The sequence below is a fragment of the Pseudomonas sp. LBUM1674 genome (assembly GCF_059695635.1).
This window is the reverse complement of sequence record NZ_CP166779.1, coordinates 1,279,481-1,301,089: the sequence shown is the minus strand read 5'-3', so window position 1 is coordinate 1,301,089 and position 21,609 is coordinate 1,279,481. Positions and strand designations below refer to the sequence as shown.

Below are 21,609 nucleotides of genomic sequence, written 5' to 3'. Positions count from 1 at the left end.
TCGGTTCTCACAAAAACAGTCAGTCAGTCGTTGAGCAAGCGCCCGTGACGCAGCGCTTCGCGCCCCGCCACCTTGGCCAGCCAGAAACCGGGTTGGGCATAACGCAGCCGTTCAATGGCAAACAGCACCCCGGACGTACCAGCACACACCGTGCTGACCCGATCCGATAACGGATCGATCACTTCGAAAATCTCGTCGCCGGCTTCGACCCACTCGCCGGGTTTGCGCAAAAAGCTGATCACGCCAGGGTGCGGCGCGAACAGCAATTCAGTGCCTTCGAACGGCAAACCTTCGCAAGCCTCATGCGCAGGTTTTGGCCATTCACCGCTGATCAGACCCTGTTCGGCGAGGAACGCCAGAATGCCTTCGGCGTAAGCGCAGGCTTCAGCGCGACCGGTATCGGCCTGACCACCCAGCTCGATGGTAGTCGCCAGGCACGCCAGCGGAATCTGCGCATCCGGAAATAGCCGTGACAGGCGCAACCACGATAGCGAGCAGGCTTCGTCGAAGGAGCTGCCGCCGGAATCTTCCGCCAGCAAACCCACCTTGACGTTCAGGTGCGCGGCGAGCGAACGCCACTGCGGCCAGTGCTGCGGCAAGGCGTACATGTGGAGCGCCGCGTCGGTATCGCAATGCAAATCCAGCACCACGTCGGCGGTGCAGGCATGACTGAGCAAGATGCGCTGCATGCCTTCCAGCTGGCTGGCGGCGGGCGGCAATGCGGCGAGCACATCGCTCATGGTCTGACGGATCAAGCGAATATTGGCGTGCGGATCATCACCCAGGTGTCCATCCAGCTCGGCAGCAACCGGCGCACTCAGCTCGACGAAATCCCGGTTGAAATTCTTGCCGCTGCCCGCATCGAAACGCCCTTGATGATTGCCCTGAAGCAGTTGACCAAGGCCCAGGGGGTTGGCCACCGGCACCAGTTCGATCACGCCGTTGAGCAAGCCTTGGGCTTCGAGTTCGGTCAGGCGCTTTTTCAGCTCCCAGGCCGTGCGCATCCCCGGCAATTCATCGGCGTGCAGGCTGGCCTGAATGTAGGCCTTGCGCTCACCACTGCCGAAACGGAACACCGAAATCCGGCGTTCGCTGCCCAGATGGCTCCACGGCAATGCATGGTCGATGCGTTCCATATCAGTGCTTCCGCGGGGCCAGATAGCCCAGCCAGCGGCGCTCGGCCAGTTTGAACAGGCGCACCAGGATAAAGGTCAGGCAGAGGTAGAACACACCGGCGGTGATGTAGGCTTCGAACGGCAAGTAGAACTGCGCGTTGACCGTGCGCGCGGCGCCGGTGATGTCGATCAGAGTCACAATGGACGCCAGACTGGTGGTCTGCAGCATCATGATCACCTCGTTACTGTACTGCGGCAGCGCCCGGCGCAGGGCCGACGGCAGCAGGATGCGTTTGTACATTTTGTAGCGCGACATGCCCATGGCCTTGGCCGCTTCGATCTCGCCGTTCGGCGTAGCGCGCAGGCTGCCGGCGATGATTTCGGCGGTGTAGGCACTGGTGTTGATCGCGAACGCCAGGCAGGCACAGAACGTGGCGCTGGACAGCCACGGCCAGAGGAAGCTTTCACGCACCGCTTCGAATTGCGCCAGACCGTAGTAGATCAAAAACAGCTGCACCAGCATCGGCGTGCCGCGGATCACGTAGGTGTAGAGCCAGGCGCTCAAGTTGACGACCGAGTTCTTCGAGACGCGCATCAAGCCCAGCGGCAACGCGCACAGCAGACCGAAAAACAGCGACAGTGCGAGCAGTTTGAGGGTGGTCACCAGGCCGCCGAAGTACAGCGGCAAAGCCTCCCAAATGACGTTGTAGTCGAAGATCATAGATCAGCCGCCCTTACGCCTACCGAGTAGCGCTTCTCAAGGTGACGCAATGCCAGCAACGAGACGCTGGTGATCACCAGGTACATCGCCGCCACTGCGAGGAAGAAGGTGAAAGGCTCGCGGGTGGCATCTGCCGCCTGCTTGGCCTTGAACATCATGTCTTGCAGACCCACCACCGAAATCAGTGCGGTGGCCTTGGTCAGTACCAGCCAGTTGTTGGTGAAACCGGGAATCGCCAGGCGAATCATCTGCGGTACCAGCACCCGGAAGAACACCTGAAAACTGCTCATGCCGTACGCCATGCCGGCTTCGGCCTGCCCCTTCGGAATCGCCATGAAGGCGCCGCGGAAGGTTTCCGACAGATACGCACCGAAGATGAACCCCAGGGTGCCGATACCGGCGGCCAACGGGTTGAGGTCGATGTAGTCGTCAAAACCAAGCAGCGGTGCGACGCGGTTGAGCAGGTCCTGCCCCCCGTAGAAAATCAGCAGGATCAGCACCAGGTCGGGAATCCCGCGGATCACCGTGGAGTACAGGTCGCCCAGCCAGGCCAGCCAGCGAATCGGGGACAGACGCAGCGCAACGCCGATCAGACCCAGAACAATCGCCAGGACCATGGACGACAAGGCAAGCTGAAGCGTCAGCCATGCGCCATCGAGGATGACAGCCCCGTAGCCTTTCAACATGATTCAGGTCCTCGAAAAGGGGGGATGAAAAAATGGCGCAAACCTCAGAGATCCTGTTGCTTGCGCCATTTCGGACTTGTTGCGGGGACGATTACTTGCCGTAGATATCGAAGGCGAAGTACTTGTCCTGGATTTGCTTGTACTTGCCGCTTGCACGAATGGCAGTGATCGCGGAGTTGATCTTGTCTTTCAAGGCGTCGCCTTTGCGTACTGCGATGCCGATGCCGTCGCCGAAGTACTTCTCGTCGGTGAAGGCCGGGCCCACGAAGGCGAAACCTTTGCCGGCGTCGGTTTTCAGGAAACCGTCATCCAGCAAGGTCGCGTCTGCCACGGTGCCGTCCAGGCGACCGGCGGCCACGTCGAGGTAGATTTCGTTCTGCGAACCGTAAGGCTTGATCTCGGCACCCAGTGGGGCCAGGACTTCGCGGGCGAAACGCTCGTGGATCGAACCACGCTGCACGCCGATGTTCTTGCCCTTGAGCTCAGCCAGGCTGTCGCTGACCGGGGTGCCGGCCTTCATCACCAGGCGCGCCGGGGTGTTGTAGTACTTGTTGGTGAAGTCCACAGACTTCTTGCGGTCTTCGGTGATCGACATGGACGACAGGATCGCGTCGATCTTGCGCACCTTGAGGGCCGGGATCAGGCCGTCGAACTCTTGTTCGACCCAGGTGCACTTGACCTTCATTTCTTCGCACAGGGCGTTGCCGATGTCGTAGTCGAAACCCACGATGCTGCCATCCGGCGCTTTGGAAGCGAACGGAGGGTAAGCCGCTTCGATACCGATTTTCAGCGGTTTTTCATCAGCGAACGTCGGCAGGGACAGCACGGACAGTGCCAGGGCGCCAAGCAGCACGAGTTTCTTCATCTTGGGACTCCATCGGTAAAGGGCTAAAACGGCAGAGTGAGCGACAGCCCAATATGCGAATGAGTGGAACCGCAAAGCAGTGCTGCGTCCTGGTAAACCCACGTTGATTTCAACGCGAGCAACGACGAGCGAGTGATCGGCATTCTAACGACAGGCCCGAAGCCGATATTTCTTCAATGCGACAACAAATTACAGAAGCACCGAGAAAGCCGTTCGGGCGCGTTGACAGCCTTGCAATTTCATGCAAGAGCAAAAGACAGTGAACCGATCGAAGTTGCAAATTGCGGGCCTATTATTGGCAAAGCCTTCTAATCCGGCAAGTGTAGCGTCATACCTTATTTTTCATGAGCGCGGACGAGGCCCGAAAGTGGGACTTTGCGTTTCCCAATGCCCCGTAACGGCGCGAGCGGTTACACATTCAGTTACTTGAAGGGTGACGGGTAACAGTGGGAAAGCGCCTACAAATGAAGCCGATAATTATTGGTCGTTGTTTATGTAGTGCCTGACCGGGCCTCATCGCGGGCAAGTCGGATCGCCGCACCGCCGCTCCCACAAGGATTTGTGGTGCGCATGCAATCTGAACCAATCCCAAAACCCTGTGGGAGCGGGCTTGCCCGCGATGAGGCCCGACCAACCAACACAAAATCCACAGACAAAAAAAGCCCCATCCGGCACAACACCGGATGGGGCTTTCAATGACTCAGAGACGACGCTTACGCAACATTCATCGTCCTATGCTCATCAATCAAATGCTGCACCACGCCCGGATCCGCCAGGGTGGAAATATCCCCCAACCCATCGTACTCAGCGGTCGCAATCTTGCGCAGAATCCGGCGCATGATCTTGCCCGAACGCGTCTTCGGCAACCCCGGCGCCCACTGGATGACATCCGGCGAAGCAATCGGGCCAATCTCTTTGCGCACCCAGTTCTTCAGCTCCAGGCGCAATTGCTCGGTCGCCTCTTCACCACCGATCAGCGTGACGTAGACATAAATGCCCTGCCCCTTGATGTCATGCGGCACACCGACCACCGCCGCCTCGGCGACTTTCGGGTGAGCGACCATCGCGCTTTCGATCTCGGCAGTCCCCATGCGGTGCCCGGACACGTTGAGCACGTCATCCACACGGCCGGTGATCCAGTAGTAACCGTCTGCATCACGACGCGCACCGTCACCGGTGAAATACATGCCGCGGAAAGTCTTGAAGTAGGTGTCGACGAAACGGTCATGGTCGCGATACAGGGTGCGCGCCTGGCCTGGCCACGAATCGAGAATCACCAGGTTGCCCTCGGCAACGCCTTCGAGGATGTTGCCCAGGTTGTCCACCAGCGCCGGCACCACGCCGAAGAACGGACGCGCCGCAGAACCCGGCTTCAAACCGTGAGCACCCGGCAACGGGCTCATCAGGGTCGCGCCGGTTTCGGTCTGCCACCAGGTGTCGACGATCGGGCAACGGGACTGACCGACGTTCTTGTAGTACCAATCCCAGGCTTCCGGGTTGATCGGCTCGCCGACCGAACCCAGCAGACGCAGGCTGCTGCCATCAGCGCCTTCAACAGCGGCAGTGCCCGACGCCATCATCGCGCGGATCGCGGTCGGCGCGGTGTAGAGGATATTGACCTTGTGCTTGTCGACGATCTTCGCCACCCGGGTGATGTCCGGATAGTTCGGCACGCCTTCGAACAGCAAGGTGGTCGCGCCGTTGGCCAGCGGGCCGTAGACGATGTAGGTGTGGCCGGTGATCCAGCCGACGTCGGCGGTGCACCAGTAGACTTCACCCGGGCGGTAGTCGAACACGCGCTCGTGCGTCATGGCCGCATACAGCAGGTAACCGCCGGTGGTGTGCTGCACGCCCTTGGGCTTGCCGGTGGAACCGGAAGTGTAAAGGATGAACAGCGCTTCTTCGGCGCCCATCTCTTTCGGCGCGCAGACACTGCCCGCCACTTTCATCAGGTCTTCGTACCAGATGTCGCGATGCTGGTTCCACTTGATATCGCCACCGGTGCGCTTGCACACGATGACTTTCTGCACGCTGCTGGTTTCCGGGTTGGTCAGCGCGTCATCGACGTTGGTCTTGAGCGGGATCTTCTTGCCGGCACGCACGCCTTCGTCGGCCGTGATCACCACTTTGGAGCGGCAGTCGATGATCCGGCCCGCCAGGGCTTCCGGCGAGAACCCACCGAACACCACCGAGTGAATCGCGCCGATCCGGGTGCAGGCCAGCATGGCGACCACGGCTTCGGGGATCATCGGCATATAGATAGTCACCACGTCGCCGCGGTGCACATCCTGGCCGCGCAAGGCGTTGGCAAACTTGCAGACTTCTTCGTGCAATTCGCGGTAGGTGATGTTGCGGCTTTCGGCAGGGTCATCCCCTTCCCAGATGATCGCGACCTGATCGCCGCGCTCGGCCAGATGACGGTCGAGGCAATTGTAGGAAACGTTGAGGGTGCCGTCGGCGAACCACTTGATGTCGACATGGTGATCGTCGAAAGAGGTCTGCTTCACCGTGGTGAAAGGCTTGATCCAGTCGAGGCGCTTGGCTTGCTCGCGCCAGAAGCCGTCCGGGTTGACGACCGACTGCTGGTACATGGCCTTGTAGGTGGCCTCGTCAGTCAGCGTGTTGGCTGCTACCTCGGGACGAACGGGATACAGGGAAGCCGCACTCATCTTTCTTACCTCGGTGGAATAGTTGTTTTTGTATGACCCAGTTGTAGCCGGACCGGGCCTATAGAACCATTCGACGATGGTAGTAACAAGCCCCTACAAAATGTCCTGATTACCCCGAAAGACGCCCAAAACCCCTGTAGGAGCCGGCTTGCCGGCGAATGCGGTGTACCTGTAAAACCACGTCGTCAAGATCGCCAGCAAGCCGGCTCCTACAACGTTATTCGTCGATTGTTACGAAATCTGTCAAAGGTGTTTATCAAAACCCCACCTATATGAATGCCCACCCCACGCCTAAAATCCACCTCGCCAACAAGGCAACGTGATTAACCAAGTTGCAGCCCCCACGAAGGCAGTTAATCCAGATCCCGGTAATCAAGCTCCACACGCAACCCCAAAAAGGTTGCGTGACCCCACTCGACCTCTGAAAGGTAAACCTGAAATGAAAGCTTTATTAGTTCTGGCCCTCAGCAGCCTGTGCGCAACCGCCATGGCCAACGAGGGTCCGACTGATGTCGCACAGCAGCAACCCGCCATTGAGGAATACACTTACTCCACCGACCTGGACATCGCCAAAGTTATATCCATGAGCGAAATCCCCAACGTCTGCGAAGTTGTTCCAGCCAAAATGGAATACGACGACTCCAAAGGTCAGCGCCACATTCTGCGCTACAGCGTCATGGGTAACGGCTGCTCCAACGGCTGATCACCCACCCCCACTTTCCCAAGGTTCGACCCACCCGCCCGCGGTTTAAGGCAGATGAAGCGCCGGACCTTACATATCGATTTATCTGATTGTTTTAAGCGTTTATTTGCGCTTTTTAATCAAAAAAGTCGGCGTAGTATCAATTCCACACCCAAGGCACAAAACGCCAACGAACCTGGAGCATTATCATGAAAACCAAGCTGATCCTCGCCCTGACCCTCTCCGTCCTGGCTGCCAGCACCTTCGCCGCCGATGGCTACGACCGCACTGGCTCGGCCGCTTACACCACCTCGGCAGCTGTCGCTTCTGACGGTTACGACCATACGGGTTCGGCGTCCTTCGCCTCCGACGGTTCCGATCACGTCGGTGCGGGCAAACTCGCTTCTGACGGTTTTGATCATACTGGCGCCGCCAAAGTCGCCGCTGACGGCTTCGATCACACAGGTGCCGCCAAGGTCGCTGCCGATGGTTCTGATCATGTGGGAGCTGCTCGCCTCAGCTGACCATCAGTGGCAACCTCACTGCCCGACTTCGGTCGGGCCTAGTTGTGTCTGGAGCCACGCAAAACCGACTAAAAACACTACATGTAGTGAAAAACCTCAATTTCTGGCTATTTTTTGACCAGACAATTCCAAGGTCATTTCCTGAGCAAAACTGCACACAATTTCGCCCGCAAATCCCCCTTCCTCCTCTGTAAGCCCCGCCCGGCTTGGCTCACAGCATTTCAGACGACCTCTACCCCGCCACCAACCCGATCACAGCGTCAAAAACAAGCCATTCCAGGCGAAAAAAAAACTTCATCCGCCAAAGCCCTGTAAACCCTCGCTCCGACCGGAAAACGTGCCCTGCCGACCGTTCCCAGCGCCGATTCGCCGCACCACGGCGCTGAATTTTTCCTTATAATGCGGGCTTAAACGGGCCTGCAATATTCCCTTACAGGGGTCAATAGCCAGTCTGAAGCCCACGCAGATGCCGTTCATGTTTTCTGCGCCCGTCAGCGGCTTCGGAACACCCGTACAAAATTCTGTTTATTGCCTGCGTTGTACTGCTGCAAAAAACGATTTCCTTTAGATCCAACGCGGCCAGTCGGTCGTGTGAAAAACCAACCTATCAGTTTTCACACGGGCAACTGGCCCTCACGCAGGAGACGACACGTCATGCTGAGCTGGGACGAATTCGACAAAGAAGACAGCGGCGAAACCGTGGTCAAAGGCGCCAACGCCGGCCACGCTACCGAAGCCAACATGGACCGCCTTGATGCTGCCGGTGGTGTTGCCGCCCAGGAAGCTCGCGCTGTGACTGCGTCCGACTCCGCCGCAATCGCCCGCGCCAAAGCCGCCCTGGACAACCTCGACGTTGCCGAAGGCCTTGCCGAACTCGAAGGCGCCTCCGCCCGCGTAGCGGTCGACGAAAAGCGCATGATCAACTGCCGCGCCGACCTCAACCAACTCGTACCCTTCAAATACGACTGGGCCTGGCAGAAGTACCTGGACGGCTGCGCAAACCACTGGATGCCGCAAGAAGTCAACATGACCGCCGACATCGCCCTCTGGAAAGACCCGGAAGGCCTGACCGACGACGAGCGCCGCATCGTCATGCGCAACCTCGGCTTCTTCTCCACCGCCGACTCCCTGGTTGCCAACAACTTGGTCCTGGCCGTGTACCGCCTGATCACCAACCCGGAATGCCGCCAGTACATCCTGCGCCAGGCCTTCGAAGAGGCGATCCACACCCACGCCTACCAGTACTGCATCGAATCGCTGGCCATGGATGAAGGCGAGATCTTCAACATGTACCACGAGATCCCGTCGGTCGCGAAAAAAGCCACCTGGGGCCTCAAATACACCCGCTCGATCTCCGATCCGAAGTTCGAAACCGGCACCGTCGAAACCGACAAAGAACTGCTGCGCAACCTGATCGCCTACTACTGCGTCCTGGAAGGCATCTTCTTCTACTGCGGCTTCACCCAAATCCTCTCCATGGGCCGCCGCAACAAAATGACCGGCGTCGCCGAGCAGTTCCAGTACATCCTGCGCGACGAATCCATGCACCTGAACTTCGGCATCGACGTGATCAACCAGATCAAAATCGAAAACCCGCATTTGTGGGATGCCGAGATGAAGGAAGAGGCTTCGCAGATGATTCTGCAGGGCACTCAGCTGGAGATCGAATACGCGCGCGACACCATGCCTCGCGGGGTGCTGGGGATGAATGCGGCGATGATGGAGGATTACCTCAAGTTTATTGCTAACCGTCGTCTGTCGCAGATTGGGTTGAAGGAAGAGTATCCGGGGACGACTAACCCGTTCCCTTGGATGAGCGAGATCATGGACTTGAAGAAAGAGAAGAATTTCTTTGAGACTCGGGTTATTGAGTATCAGACTGGTGGGGCGTTGAGCTGGGATTGATTCCCGAGTTCACCCTGATTTGACGATGTAAATCGAAAAATCGAACTGCAAAAGGCCCCGATTTGATAGGGGCCTTTTTATTGGGTAAGAAAATTCTCACTAATCTCAACCTTCGCCACTAAAACTCCTACAACAATTAGAGCATCGTCCGCATTGATGTCGTTTCAGAGCACCTCTAAGCTCTATAGCAGGTGCCTAAGAAACGCCCAACGTAGAAGCTAACTTCCTTTCCACAGAACGCGCGCTGATATCAGCGATACACGCGCAATCCTGTGAGTGGGAGAAACTGCCTGTTGGGATTTCTTAGATCCTCTACGTCGGGTTCCGGCCCTCTTCCACTCATACGTAGAGGTAATGGATATGCCTGCAGAAACTCCACACCGATCGGTCATGCGCAATCTCGTTAGGCCGACGATCTTCACCCGCCACAACCTCCACCTCCACGCCCTTCTTCTTGAAAATCAACCATGGTTCTGCGCCCGCGATATTGGCCGTTTGATGGGCGTCCATCTGAGTGATCGTATGGTCAGTAAACTGGATAAAGATCAGCGTCGCGTTTTGTGGATAGAGTATTTCCGGCAACCAGAAAAACAGCTGATGCTCAGCGAGTCAGGGGTATATGCGCTGTTGGTTTATCACTACGTTCCAGGGAATCGCTTACTGCGTGAGTGGTTGACCCATCAGGTGGTGGCAGCCTTACGCGATGCAGAACCTTCGGCAAATCCGGATCGACCAATGCTGAGTTTGTTGGATTGGCCGGAGATGTCGTTGAGTCTGCTGCATTGGCAGGATGAAGGTTGGATACGGCTACGGGACATGCCTTACCTTTTAAACGATCAGACGCAGCGGCGGGCGACGGTCGCTAAGCCTTGGTGGCGGAGAGTTGTTCAAATATTTCAGTCGTCGAAGCATTCGATCGTTGGGTGACGTGCTCGTAGGAACACTCGTGAGATTCTTCGCTATATCTTGTAGGAATTTTCGTAGACAGCGGTGATGGCCACTCAGTATCGTCCGAGGGTTTTTAACCCTCGGCGGTTGTATGAGCGACAAGAAAGAAGATAACGACTGGAGCGTTCCTGAGATTAAGGCAGCGGTTGACGCCTATCTGAAAATGCTTGAGCTAGAGCTAATCGGTCAAAAATTTAACAAGGCACATGAGAATCGCGTACTGCGTGCATCAGCCTTGCCGACCCGCACCAAGGGTTCTGTCGAATTCCGAATGCAGAATATTTCTAGGGTTCTGGCGACGATGGATCGGAATCCTATTAGGGGCTATAAGCCTGCAAAAAACGTTGGTTCGAATGTTGAGCAGCTAATCCGGGCAGCACTTACCGAACGAGGCGTTCAACCTGGCAACCCCGCCATTCCCACGGCCGATGAGGAAACGCTAGAACGTCGCGCTGCCGCGATTCAAAAGCAAAAGATAAAGGAACCGCCAAAGGGCATTAAGAAGCCAAAGCGAGCCGCAAGTTCTCGCACAGTATATGTACGTGATCCCGAAGTCAGAGCCTGGGTTCGAAATGAAGCGGAAGGCCATTGCGAAGCTTGTGGCGAGCCGGCTCCGTTTCAAAAACTTGATTTGCCTTATCTGGAAGTTCACCACGTTAAGCCGCTTGCCGAAAAAGGCTCGGATCAAATCACCAACGCAGTAGCGGTGTGCCCGAACTGCCATCGTCGTTGTCATCATTCGAGCGACAGAGAGAGGTTCACCGCTTCGCTTTATAAGAGGGTCGCACGGTTAATTCCCGAGTAGGCGAACTCTGTGGCGAGGGAGATTTACAGAGAACCGCCTAACGGCGGTTTTTTTCTAAATGAGCTTTTGATTTGCTCTTGCTTGTTTAAGGTCCATGCTTGAGCTCAAGACTGTCACCAAACCCGCGAATCACCTCCAGCAGTGCCTTTACCCGCAGCGGCAGGTTCCCGGCCGGGTACACCGCGTGCATCTGCGGGCTGTCACCGTTGCTGGCGGTGAGCCGGTACTCGGGGCAGACCCGGCGCAGGCGCCCCGCTTGCACTTCGGGCTCCGCCAGCCAGTCCGCCAGGCGAGCGATGCCGATGCCCGCCAGGGCGGCCTGGAACACCGCCACGCCCGAGCTGAAACGAAACCGTGGATGGACCCGAACGCTGATGGCCTGCTGCTCACTGCGGAAATTCCATTCCTTGAGGATGCGCGGCGCCGTGTGCAGGATCAGCGAGTGGGCCTCCAGCGCTTCAATCGCCTCAGGCGTCCCGCGCCGCTGCAGGTAGCCGGGGCTGGCGTACAGATGACGCGAGTAACTCCAGAGTGGATAGCCGATCAGGTCACTGGATTGCGCAAACGCGCCGCGAATCGAGAAGTCCAGCTTGCTCTTGACCGGGTCGAGGGTCTCATCGGTGAAGATCACGTCGACGTTCACGTCCGGATAATCCTCGGCGTACTGCGCGATCAATTGCGGCAAACCGCCGTGGCCGAGGAACTCGGGGGCGGAAAAACGCACCCAACCGCTCGCCATGCCGCTGAGACCGGCCAGGTCTTCATCCGCCTCACGTTGCAATTCCAGCATTTTGCAGGCATGGGGCAGCAAGCGTTCACCCGCCTCGGTCAAGCCTACGGTGCTGGAGGAGCGATTAAACAACTTGACCCCGGAACTTTCCTCCAGGCCTTGAACGGCGCGGGTCAACGCACTGGGGGAGCGCCCCAGCGCGCGTGCCGCCGCGACGAAGCTGCGCTTGCGCGCTACGGTCGCGAAGACTTCAAGCGCCCATAACTTATCCAGAGCCATTGATCACCTCATTGCATTTATCGCAACGTGGCATTGCAACACAAAAAAGGCCCTTCCGTTAACCTTCGCGCTCAACTTACAGGGATGTAGGCAAACAGGAGCAAATGGACATGGCAAAGATGGAAGAAATAGTCGGGACATCAACGGCCACTGAGGGTGAACACATTCATGACTGGCAGCGCAGTCACACAGCGAGTTCAACCCGACAAGCAATACCGCAGATTCATGTTTCGTTTGAAGAACAGCACGCACTTCACGCCGGCCTGGTCTCCCTGGCCGTGACCGACAGCGCCTCGGGTATCCGTCGCATGCCGGCCTTGGGGCAGCTGCTTGAGAGCGTCCTGTGCGGTGAAAAAATCGATCGCTTGCGCAACTTCCCCACGGCCCCAGAGGAGGCAATGATCGTCAGGGGGCTGCCCCTGGACTCGCACCTGCCCGCCACCCCCTACGACATGGCGCCAGGTATCGAGCAACTGCCGGTAGTGGCCGGCGCGATCCTGGCGGTGCTGCAGACCCTGCAAACCCATCCGGTGGCCTACGAGGGTGAAAACGACGACACGGTGTTTCGCCACGTGTCGCCCAAGCGCCAGCGTGAAGCCGAAAAGAGCTCCTACGGGTCCCGCATGGACCTGTGTATGCACGTCGACAACCCGCACCTGCCCTTGACCTGCGAACCTGTCTCAGCGTTGTCGGCCTGTCCGGAGTACCTGTGCCTGACCGGTCTGCGCTGCGAGCTGGATGTGCCGACCCGCATCGTTGCCATTAGCGAGGTGCTGGCCATGTTGCCCGACTGGGTTGAAACTGCCTTGTCACAACCGCAGTTCGCCATTCGCCGACCGGTGTCCTTCGGCAAGCCAGGCAATGTGCTGGAACACGTACCCCTGCTGTACAAAAGCGCAACCGGCGAGCTGTTTTGCCGTTACAACAAGGCCAGTGTCACCGCCACCGGCGCCATCGCGAAGTTGGCCCTGCAGCTGTTCGAAGCCGCCGCCAATCACCCCGATGTCGTATGCCCCGTCCTGCTGCAACCGGGGGACATGCTGATCTTCAAGAACCAGCAAACCCTGCATGCCAGGGAAGGTTTTACCCCGCGCTACGACGGGCGCGACCGCTGGCTGCTGCGCGTTTTCGGGGTCAACGACCCGGCCCGTGTGCTGGCGCTGAACCCCCAACAACCCTTCATCGCAAGAGCCTGATGTTAATGGTCGATATTGTCATTCTTTGTGTGTTCGCCTTCGCCGCCGGCCTGATCGATGCGGCGGTGGGCGGCGGCGGCCTGATCCAGATACCCGCGTTGTTCAACGTGCTGCCCGCCGCACCACCGGCAGCGCTGCTGGGGACCAACAAGGTCGCGGCCGCGTTCGGCACCGCGTTCGCGGCCAGGTCCTTCGTGCGCAAGGTGGTGATCGACTGGGGCCTGGTGATTCCAGCCGCCTGCGCCGCCTTTGTCATGGCCTTCTTCGGCGCGGCCACGGTATCGTTCGTGCCCCAGGCAGTGATGCGCCCGGCGGTGCTGGTATTGATCGTGCTGATGGCGATATACACCTTCTGGAAAAAGGACTTCGGCGCCCTGCACGCCCCCACGTACATCGGTATCCGGCAGAAGTGGCTGGCGGTCGTCATCGGCGGTGCCATCGGTTTCTACGACGGGCTGTTCGGTCCTGGCACCGGCACCTTCCTGATCTTCCTGTTTATCCGCTGCTTCGCCTTCGACTTCCTGCACGCCTCGGCGTCGGCCAAGCTGGTGAACATCGCGACCAACGTGGCGGCGCTGATATTCTTCATCCCGACAGGTAACGTGCTGTACCTGATCGCCCTCCCCATGGCGGTCTTCAACATCCTGGGCGCGCTGACCGGCACCTGGCTGGCGGTGCGTAAAGGCGTGCCCTTTGTCCGGGCGCTGTTTCTGGTGTTGCTGGTGATCCTGATCAGCAAACTGTCCTATGACCTGTTGCTGAAAACCTGAGAAAAGCCCATGCAACCCATGTTTGATCGCCTGGTGACGCTACTCGATGCCCACGCCGCCTCCTATCGGGTGTTGATGCACGATGCCGAGGGCCAGTCGGCGCGGGTCGCCGAACTCCGAGGCACGGAACCCGGCCAAGGCGCAAAAGCCATGCTCTGCGCGCTAAAGGGTCAGGCCGAACCCTATGCCCTGGTGATACTGCCAGGGGACCAGAGGCTCGACATGAAGAAAGTCGGAGCGGCCCTGGGAGGAAAAAAAGCCGAGCTGGTGAATGCGCAAACGGCCATGCAACTGACCGGGTGCAGGATCGGCGCCATCCCTCCGTTTACCTTCGACGAGCGGATTCAATTGATCGTCGACCCGTCCCTGACCACGGGCTACGGCGAAATCGCCTTCAACGCCGGGCGGCTGGATGCATCAATGGTGCTCGATACGCAGGATTACCTGTCGATTGCCAAGCCCCGGTTGGTGGATATCCGCCAGGGTTGAGCACCCGTGGGCAGGATTGGATTGCGCTGATGGGTGTAGGTGCGAGCTGGCTCCGGGCGGCGTTGCGACGAAAACCTGAGAACGCAGAGAGGTGTCAGGTTTTATGCGTTATCGTTGGCAACCATCGCGAGCAAGCTCGCGCCTGCAAGGACCCGAGCCCGCCATGAAATTCGACCTCGCCTACTGCCTCAGCCTCGACGACAAGCTGTCGATCTATGACGTGCGCGATTTGAATTTCGACGAGACGATGGCGTTCGATTCCGCCAAGGAACACTTCCAGTGCCCCAACGATGCTTGTCGATTGGCGTTCGATGCGGGGAATGTGTTGGGGACGTTCAACGCCAAGAATGTGAATTACCTGCGCACGCCGCACTTCAAGAACATACCCAGCACTCGGCATGTCGAGGGTTGTCCTTATGTGAGTTTGAAGACGGCGGCGTCGGGCGTCGAGGCGGACGGTGCGGAAACGGATGACAGTCGCGAGGAGCATTTCCCGTCGGAGTTGTTGCTGACTCGGCGTGAGTATGTGCGCAAGCCGTCTAACCCCGCAGTGGCGGCGGATGTCATGCGGGATGATCCAAAACCACCTTCTGCGGCGAGTGACATCGAGCATTCGACTCGCGAGTCGGCACCGGACAAGACCAGCGTCTTTGCCCACCCGGTAGAGTGTTTCGTGTCGAATTTCGAGGACAAGGAGCTGCTCAAGCGCATGCCGCTGAAGATTGGCGAGCACACGGCGCCTTATGCATCATTCTTCAAGAAGATCGAGTATCTGCAGGACAACAAGGGACTGATTTACTGGGGCAAGATCAAGGAGATCAAGGATTACACCCAGAGCTTTCGCATCGATTTCGAACAGAAGGTCTGGTTCAAGCAAGCGGACGAGGCGAAGAAGAGGCCTTATTCAGTCAACGTTTACCTGAGCAAGAAGCTGATCGAAAACTACCGCAAGCGCAAAGCGTTTCTGGAAGAGATCAAGCATGCCATCGACAGTGATGCCGAGTTGTATTGCTTCTTTTATGGGGTGACGCCGGAGTTGCAGCAGGTACCGAGCAAGAAGAACCCCGAGCAGACGTTCGGGGTGTTCAGTGCCAATATCGAGAACCTGGATCATTTCATTGTTCGTGAGGCGCCGGGGTTGGCATCGGGCTAGGAATTAATCCTGAGGCAGTTCGAGTTTGACTGCGCCGGGATGTTGCTTGACCACGGCGTACGGCAGCACTGACCAGCTCGGGTCATCGCAATTGCGTTGTACGCGAGCGAAATACGGGCCCAGGTACAGGCCTTTCGCGGTGAAGTGCCAGTTGGAATAACCCCAAACGCTTTCGTCGGTGTAATCGCAGCTGTCCTCGTCCGCTGGTTTCATCATTTCGTCGGGGTATAGCGTGGTGAGCTGCTTGATCAACCACGGTACGAACACTTCACGCTGATAAGTGAATCGCGCTTTGTCCTCTTCCTTGGTCAAGGATGCGTCGCCCGCGCCGTCGCGATCGGCGTGCAGCAGTGGCTTGCCTTTGCCGACCCACAACACGTCTTCCAACGACAGGCTATGACCGGTGTGAACGTCGAGGTTGATCGGCGAATTGCCAAAATCCGGGTGAGCACCGCCGCAGCTGTAGCTGGTGGAGATGTTCAGGCTGACTACGTCGGGCGATAGGAATTGGGGGGCGACACCTTGGTCGAACTCGGCATATTCACCACCTTGCAGCAAACAGCCGTGGTAGCTGATGGCTTCGCTCCAGAGCCGCTCCAACAATTGCTGATTGACTCGCTGCTGGTCGGCTTTCGGGTAGCCGGACTCGATGCTGAACATGGAGAGACTGGACTCGGGCTGCGTCCACCATTGCAGGTCGTAGCCCATGAAGGACTCTTTCTTGCCCGGTTTGAGCTTCAAGCCTTGCAGGCGGAGATATTCGTAAGGGTCGCTTTTCGACAGCGCGGCGATGAAGGGCAAGGCGTCTACCGCCGGTGCCGGGAGCCTGGCTTCGGTCAACTGCATTTTCAGGATTTTGCCCTTGGGGCTTTTCCATTCGCCTTGCCAGCCGTTGGCCGTTTCTTGCAGCTTCAGGGTTGGCAGGGGTTTGTCGTCGCCGTAGCGGTTGTTGCCTTCGGTTAGCGTCAAGGTCTCTTCTTGCAGCGAGCCACTCAGCTCCAGGTCGCGATGGTATTTCTCATAGAAGTAGCGGCCGGTGACTTCGTCCGACTGGGCGCTGTTGAGCTCCAGCACAATCGGCATCTTGCCCAGGGTGCCGGTGAAGACTCGTCTCCCGTCCTCGGCATGAGCAGTGGAACACACCATGAGTAACAGCGCGGCGCCTGGCACCAGGCGTAACAATCCTTTGAGCATTGATCGATCCCTGAATTAAGCGGAAGCAGCGCCGGGCAGATTGAATGCGGCGCAGGTTGAACGAGGACGGATTATGGCGAGGTTGCACGGGGGAATCGAGCCTCATCAAACGCCTCACTTCATCGCCATGCTGAGCATCACCGCGACCAGCAAACCAATATAAACCCGCGCATGCGCCCGATCCGGTAGCCGCCCTATCCAAGGCGTGGCCAGCCGAATCCCCACCAATGATCCCGTAGTCAAAACGGCAAACGCCAACACATCCACGTAACCGACAAACCACTGCCCCAGATCAAACTCGGTAAACCCCGCCATCGCCATGTAAGTCAGGGTCCCAGCCACCGCCACCGGCAAACTCAGCGGGTTGGCCATGGACGTCGCCTGAGTCATGCTCAACCCGCATCGCCGCAATAGCGGCACAGTCATGACGCTCCCTCCTACACCGAGAAACGTGGCGATAGCGCCGATTCCTACACCGCCGACAGACACTTCCGCCCTCCCCAACTGCCGTGGGATTGCGTCGCCGGATTGCGTTAGAAAACCACGTCTGAACAGGCAGTCCACAATGGTGAAGCCCAGGTAGGCGATGAACGCATAACGAATCACTTCGCCGCTCACCCACATTGCCGCGACGGCGCCGATGACCGCGCCCACCCCGATGAATCCGCCCAACGGCCACACATAATGGCGAATCAGATGACCGGCTCGGCGGTGTTTTCCGGTGGCGACCAGCGCGTTGACGATCATCACGCAGGTCGAGGTGGCTACGGCAATGTGCATCGCCGATTGGCCGATGGGGTCGTCTGCGCCGTGGCTGGCCATGAGCATGCGGTAGAGCAATGGCACGACGACGAAGCCGCCGCCGAAGCCGAACAGCACGGCGGTGACGCCGGTCATGCAGCCGAAGAGTGCCAGCAAGAGATAGAACATTGGATGTCGTCCGTGTGGTGAGAGCGGTCGACGATAGAGCGACATGGCTTGGCCTGCTTCAGCAAGTCGGCCAATAATATTTGCGTTTACGCCAACCGCTGGGGGCTTGATGCGCAATGTTTCGATAGATCGGCTGGACGGCACACCACGGCGAGTGGTGGCCATTGGGACGGATTATGTCCACGGTCATTTGCTGCCTCGGCATTCGCACCGTCGGGCGCAGTTGTTGTACGGCGCCACGGGGGTGATGCAGGTCAGCACCCACGACGGCAATTGGGTGGTGCCGCCACAGCGAGCGGTGTGGATTCCGGCGGGTGTGGCGCATGAGGTGTTGATGCTGGGGGTGAGTACTCGCAGTCTGTACATCGAGCCGGGGGCGGTGGATCTCGGGCACCGTTGTCAGGTGATCAGCGTTTCGCCGTTGCTGCGCCATTTGCTGATGGAGGCGGTGGAGATGCCGCTGGAGTACGAGGAGCCTGGGCGCGATGGAGCCTTGGTCGACTTGCTGCTGCATGAACTGAGGCGCAGTACTCACCTGCCCCTGCACATTCCGCTGCCGGTCGATGCGCGGCTGCTCGCGTTGTGCCAGGGCTTTGTGCAGCGGCCCGACGCCCATCAGTCACCGCAGCAATGGGCCGATCAGTTGCACATCAGTCTGCGCACGTTCAATCGTCTGTTTCGCCAACAGACGGACCTGAGTTTCAGCCAATGGCGCCAGCGGGCCTGCGTGGTGCTGGCGCTCGCCCGATTGGCCGCGGGTGAGCCAGTGACGCGCATTGCCCTGGATTTTGGTTATGAGAGCCCGGCAGCGTTTTCGACGATGTTTCGCCGGGTGCTGGGAGAGCCACCGTCGGTCTGGCTGGAGGGAGTGAAATAGGATGCATCAAAAAATGAGTTTGATCCGGGGGCAAAACAACTGTACAAAAACACAGTATATTTTGAACCAACACTCTCGAGCCCGGAGAACACCATGGCCTCTTATGCGATGAAGATCACCCTGGAACGTATCGCCCTTTTCCAATTCACGCCAACCCACTGCGCCCAGGCCCGGACGATGCTGGGTTGGAGTGTTGAAGAGCTGTCTGAAGAATCCGGTGTCTCGGTTGACGCCATTCAACGTTTCGAAGCCGAGCGCGATGTGCTGGATGTAACCCGGCTGGCGTTGGCTTATCGGTTTGAAGCGCAGGGGTTGGTGTTCTTCCCGGGGTTTGCCCCGGGGAGAGGGATGAATGTTAAGGGGTCGACGCCGAATCCGGTGGGACGGCCGGATTATGCGATGGTTGAGTGAAGAATCATTGATTGACGATTATCCCCAAATAGGTATATTTTCCCATGAGTACAAGGAAGTCACTCCTGTGGGTGAGCAGCAGTAAGAAGGACCTCAAGCAAATGCCCGCCGATGTACAGGACGTTTTTGGTCATGCTCTGGATCTGGCACAAATTGGTGCGAAGCATCCGGACGCAAAGCCTCTGAAGGGTTTTGGAGGTGCTGGAGTTCTTGAGGTGGTCGAGGACTTCGATACGAATACCTACCGCGCCGTTTATACCGTTCGTTTTGGTAGTGCCATTTATGTTTTGCACTGTTTTCAGAAGAAGTCGACTACGGGAATCAAAACCGCGCAGGGCGACATCGATTTGATCAGGACGAGACTTCAAGCAGCACAGGATCACGCAAAAGGATCAGAAAATGATTGAAATCGAAGAAAGCAGCGGGAACGTCTATGCCGACCTCGGGATACCCAACGCCAATGAAATGCGAGTCAAATCCCAACTGGCCGCAAAAATTGGCGAGATCATCAAGGCTCGCCACCTGACCCAGGTTCAAGCATCGGTGATCCTGGGCCTGTCACAACCCAAGCTCTCTGAAATGTTGCGCGGAAAGTTTCGCGGCATCAGTGAAGCCAAGATGATGGAATGCCTTTCCCTGCTTGGGCGTGACGTGCAAATCGTCATCAAATCGGCCCCCCGATCAAGAAAAGAGGGCCGGATCGAGGTGGTTTTCACCTGAAGCGCGTAGCCCGGCGTTTGTCCTCCGAGTCCATCTGTAGCCGCTTCAGCCGACACTCTGCTGGTACACCTGCTGCTCGACCTCATACCACCAGGCACTGCCTCGCTGCGGATGCATCACATTAAAGGGTTCGCCCATCTGCGGCGTGGTGATTGAAACATTGCGCTCCCAGGCCAACGCCAGGATCCGGTCAAACGGTTCGTACCAGGCATGCATCGACAAATCGAAAGTACCGTTGTGGATGGGCAGTAACCACCGCCCTTTCAGATCGATATGCGCTTGCAAGGTCTGCTCCGGCTGCATGTGCACATGGGGCCACTCGACGTTGTAGGCGCCGGTTTCCATCAGCGTCAGGTCGAACGGCCCGTACTGTTCGCCGATGCGTTTGAAGCCGTCGAAATAGCCGCTGTCGCCGCTGAAGAAGATCCGCGTGTCGCCGTCGATCATCACCCAGGACGCCCACAGCGTGCTGTTGCCATCGAACAGGCCGCGGCCGGAAAAATGCTGCGAAGGTGTGGCGATGAACTGCACGCCATCAACCTCGGTGCCCCGCCACCAGTCCAGTTGACGCACTTTGCCGGGGTCGATGCCCCACTTGATCAAGGTGTCGCCAACGCCCAACGGGGTCAGGAAGTAGTTGGTCTTGTCCGCCAGTTTCAGTACCGCCTGATAATCGAGGTGGTCGTAGTGATCGTGGGACAGGATCACCGCTTCAATCGGCGGCAGTTCTTCCAGGCTGATCGGCGGCTGATGAAAACGCTTGGGGCCGGCCCATTGCACCGGCGAGGCGCGTTCGGCGAAGACCGGGTCGGTGATCCAGAATTTGTCGCGCAGTTTCAGCAGTACGGTGGAATGACCGAGGCGGTAGACGCTGTGATTGGGCGCGGCAATCAATGCGGCTTGCGTCAGGTTTTGCACCGGTACGGGTGCCGTCGGGCGGGTGTTGCCTGGTTTATGGAAGATTACGTTCCACATGATGCGCAAGGTTTTACGAAACCCTTCGCGCTGCACCGGGGCATGGTTTCTGTACTGCCCTTGAGTCTGTCGAGACGCTTCAGGTGTGGAGGCGTTGTCCGCCGGGGAAATTGAAGTGGCCATGGCTGAAGACTCCAGGAAAACCGCATGATTCGCGGCCCTCTGCTTTGAAACGTTAAATGGCCAAGCACGCACGCATTAGCCGAAAAATCTATGGTTACTGCACAGGATTAACAGAGCATTACACTGCACAGTGTAGTTTCTAGGTTGCATCAATGCCGATCACAAGTAAACTGCTCAGTGTAATCTTTACCTATTCCTGACGAAGCGTTCCTATGACTGCCCCACAGCGCCTCACCGATCGAAAACGTGCAGCCATCATTCAGGCGGCGATTGCCGAATTCCGTGCCAACGGCTTCGACATCACCAGCATGGACAAGATCGCCGCCACCGCCGGGGTGTCGAAGCGCACGGTGTACAACCACTTCCCCAGCAAGGAAGAGTTGTTCGCCGAAATCCTCAATCAGTTGTGGGCGCGACTGACCGCAGAACCGGAAACGTCCTACCGCCCTGACCTGCCCCTGCGCGACCAGATGCGCCGGATGCTGTTGGCAAAATTGCAGATGATGAGCGACGACAATTTTCTCGACCTGGCCCGGGTCGCCATCGCCGCCACCATCCACTCCCCGGAGCGTGCGCAGAACATGGTCGCGCGAATGGGCGAGCGTGAAGAAAGCCTGACCCTGTGGATCCGTGCCGCCCAGGCCGATGGCCGGTTAAAACCGGTCGACCCGGAATTTGCCGCGCAGCAGATTCAGGGGATGCTCAAATCCTTTGCCTTCTGGCCGCAGATTTCCATGGGCTTGCCAAGCCTGTCAGCCGAGAGACAGACCATTGTCGTGGAGTCGGCGCTGGACATGTTTCTGGCTTGCTATCAGGTCTAGATCAAGCGCTGGCGCTATAGT

General features: G+C 58.1%; 23 protein-coding genes. 14 read left to right on the top strand and 9 right to left on the bottom strand.

Going from position 1 to position 21,609, the window contains the following annotated elements; translation table 11 throughout:
* Window positions 1-23 precede the first annotated feature (23 nt).
* The 5 genes from ACA067_RS06015 to acs form a co-directional block, all read right to left on the bottom strand.
* Window positions 24-1,136: a M14 family metallopeptidase gene (locus tag ACA067_RS06015; RefSeq protein WP_497460997.1), complete on the bottom strand. Its 1,113-nt coding sequence runs from the start codon at window positions 1,134-1,136 to the stop codon at window positions 24-26.
* Between the two features lies 1 nt (window position 1,137).
* Complete coding sequence (locus ACA067_RS06010; protein WP_497460996.1) at window positions 1,138-1,836, bottom strand: ABC transporter permease; 699 nt, start codon at window positions 1,834-1,836, stop codon at window positions 1,138-1,140.
* On the bottom strand, window positions 1,833-2,522 hold the full coding sequence (locus ACA067_RS06005; protein WP_007943881.1) for an ABC transporter permease: 690 nt from the start codon (window positions 2,520-2,522) through the stop codon (window positions 1,833-1,835). Before ACA067_RS06005 ends, ACA067_RS06010 begins: the two co-directional genes overlap by 4 nt.
* Window positions 2,523-2,613: 91 nt before the next feature.
* Window positions 2,614-3,387 carry an ABC transporter substrate-binding protein gene (locus ACA067_RS06000; protein ID WP_497455613.1) on the bottom strand — a complete coding sequence of 258 codons (774 nt, stop codon included), beginning with the start codon at window positions 3,385-3,387 and terminating at the stop codon, window positions 2,614-2,616.
* Window positions 3,388-4,100: 713 nt separating this feature from the next.
* A complete protein-coding gene (acs, locus tag ACA067_RS05995; protein ID WP_497460995.1) occupies window positions 4,101-6,056 on the bottom strand; it encodes an acetate--CoA ligase in 1,956 nt (651 codons plus the stop codon).
* 439 nt (window positions 6,057-6,495) lie between these two features.
* Here acs and ACA067_RS05990 point away from each other — a divergent pair, with 439 nt between their 5' ends.
* The 5 genes from ACA067_RS05990 to ACA067_RS05970 all read left to right on the top strand — a co-directional run bounded on the left by ACA067_RS05990 (window position 6,496) and on the right by ACA067_RS05970 (window position 10,920).
* Entirely contained in the window at window positions 6,496-6,759 is a 264-nt protein-coding gene (locus tag ACA067_RS05990) for a DUF2790 domain-containing protein (RefSeq protein WP_497460994.1), read from the top strand.
* Between the two features lie 188 nt (window positions 6,760-6,947).
* The gene (locus ACA067_RS05985) at window positions 6,948-7,262 is read left to right on the top strand and encodes a hypothetical protein (RefSeq protein ID WP_497460993.1); all 315 of its coding nucleotides are present in this window, start codon (window positions 6,948-6,950) and stop codon (window positions 7,260-7,262) included.
* 654 nt (window positions 7,263-7,916) lie between these two features.
* Window positions 7,917-9,167: a ribonucleotide-diphosphate reductase subunit beta gene (locus ACA067_RS05980; RefSeq protein ID WP_064676236.1), complete on the top strand. Its 1,251-nt coding sequence runs from the start codon at window positions 7,917-7,919 to the stop codon at window positions 9,165-9,167.
* A gap of 390 nt (window positions 9,168-9,557) precedes the next feature.
* Window positions 9,558-10,094 carry a BRO-N domain-containing protein gene (locus tag ACA067_RS05975; protein WP_497460992.1) on the top strand — a complete coding sequence of 179 codons (537 nt, stop codon included), beginning with the start codon at window positions 9,558-9,560 and terminating at the stop codon, window positions 10,092-10,094.
* 112 nt (window positions 10,095-10,206) lie between these two features.
* Window positions 10,207-10,920, top strand: coding sequence for an HNH endonuclease (locus ACA067_RS05970; protein ID WP_497460991.1), 714 nt, complete (start codon window positions 10,207-10,209; stop codon window positions 10,918-10,920).
* An 85-nt stretch (window positions 10,921-11,005) separates the two neighbouring features.
* On the opposite strand, the gene ACA067_RS05965 is transcribed toward ACA067_RS05970, so the two are convergent.
* Window positions 11,006-11,929 carry a LysR family transcriptional regulator gene (locus tag ACA067_RS05965; protein ID WP_497460990.1) on the bottom strand — a complete coding sequence of 308 codons (924 nt, stop codon included), beginning with the start codon at window positions 11,927-11,929 and terminating at the stop codon, window positions 11,006-11,008.
* Window positions 11,930-12,039: 110 nt separating this feature from the next.
* On the opposite strand from ACA067_RS05965, the gene ACA067_RS05960 reads away from it, so the two are divergent.
* From ACA067_RS05960 to ACA067_RS05945, 4 genes are all read left to right on the top strand, one after another.
* Complete coding sequence (locus ACA067_RS05960) at window positions 12,040-13,125, top strand: TauD/TfdA family dioxygenase (RefSeq protein WP_497460989.1); 1,086 nt, start codon at window positions 12,040-12,042, stop codon at window positions 13,123-13,125.
* 5 nt (window positions 13,126-13,130) lie between these two features.
* Complete coding sequence (locus tag ACA067_RS05955) at window positions 13,131-13,895, top strand: sulfite exporter TauE/SafE family protein (RefSeq protein WP_497460988.1); 765 nt, start codon at window positions 13,131-13,133, stop codon at window positions 13,893-13,895.
* 9 nt (window positions 13,896-13,904) lie between these two features.
* Window positions 13,905-14,384, top strand: coding sequence for a YbaK/prolyl-tRNA synthetase associated domain-containing protein (locus ACA067_RS05950; protein WP_497460987.1), 480 nt, complete (start codon window positions 13,905-13,907; stop codon window positions 14,382-14,384).
* A gap of 163 nt (window positions 14,385-14,547) precedes the next feature.
* Window positions 14,548-15,537: a hypothetical protein gene (locus ACA067_RS05945; RefSeq protein WP_497460986.1), complete on the top strand. Its 990-nt coding sequence runs from the start codon at window positions 14,548-14,550 to the stop codon at window positions 15,535-15,537.
* Window positions 15,538-15,540: 3 nt separating this feature from the next.
* On the opposite strand, the gene ACA067_RS05940 is transcribed toward ACA067_RS05945, so the two are convergent.
* Window positions 15,541-16,731 carry a hypothetical protein gene (locus ACA067_RS05940; protein ID WP_497460985.1) on the bottom strand — a complete coding sequence of 397 codons (1,191 nt, stop codon included), beginning with the start codon at window positions 16,729-16,731 and terminating at the stop codon, window positions 15,541-15,543.
* A 114-nt stretch (window positions 16,732-16,845) separates the two neighbouring features.
* Entirely contained in the window at window positions 16,846-17,661 is an 816-nt protein-coding gene (locus ACA067_RS05935) for a sulfite exporter TauE/SafE family protein (RefSeq protein WP_497460984.1), read from the bottom strand.
* A gap of 109 nt (window positions 17,662-17,770) precedes the next feature.
* Here ACA067_RS05935 and ACA067_RS05930 point away from each other — a divergent pair, with 109 nt between their 5' ends.
* From ACA067_RS05930 to ACA067_RS05915, 4 genes are all read left to right on the top strand, one after another.
* Complete coding sequence (locus ACA067_RS05930) at window positions 17,771-18,538, top strand: AraC family transcriptional regulator (protein ID WP_497460983.1); 768 nt, start codon at window positions 17,771-17,773, stop codon at window positions 18,536-18,538.
* 93 nt (window positions 18,539-18,631) lie between these two features.
* Window positions 18,632-18,949 (top strand): helix-turn-helix domain-containing protein, encoded by a 318-nt coding sequence (locus ACA067_RS05925; protein WP_497460982.1) that lies wholly within the window; start codon window positions 18,632-18,634, stop codon window positions 18,947-18,949.
* Between the two features lie 44 nt (window positions 18,950-18,993).
* A complete protein-coding gene (locus ACA067_RS05920) occupies window positions 18,994-19,356 on the top strand; it encodes a type II toxin-antitoxin system RelE/ParE family toxin (RefSeq protein WP_497460981.1) in 363 nt (120 codons plus the stop codon).
* Window positions 19,349-19,669: a helix-turn-helix domain-containing protein gene (locus ACA067_RS05915; RefSeq protein ID WP_497460980.1), complete on the top strand. Its 321-nt coding sequence runs from the start codon at window positions 19,349-19,351 to the stop codon at window positions 19,667-19,669. Before ACA067_RS05920 ends, ACA067_RS05915 begins: the two co-directional genes overlap by 8 nt.
* Before the next feature lie 45 nt (window positions 19,670-19,714).
* Here the strand turns inward: ACA067_RS05915 and ACA067_RS05910 are convergent, their stop codons facing one another.
* On the bottom strand, window positions 19,715-20,767 hold the full coding sequence (locus ACA067_RS05910; RefSeq protein WP_497460979.1) for an MBL fold metallo-hydrolase: 1,053 nt from the start codon (window positions 20,765-20,767) through the stop codon (window positions 19,715-19,717).
* A 212-nt stretch (window positions 20,768-20,979) separates the two neighbouring features.
* Here ACA067_RS05910 and ACA067_RS05905 point away from each other — a divergent pair, with 212 nt between their 5' ends.
* Window positions 20,980-21,588, top strand: coding sequence for a TetR/AcrR family transcriptional regulator (locus ACA067_RS05905; RefSeq protein ID WP_497460978.1), 609 nt, complete (start codon window positions 20,980-20,982; stop codon window positions 21,586-21,588).
* The last annotated feature ends 21 nt before the right edge of the window (window positions 21,589-21,609 follow it).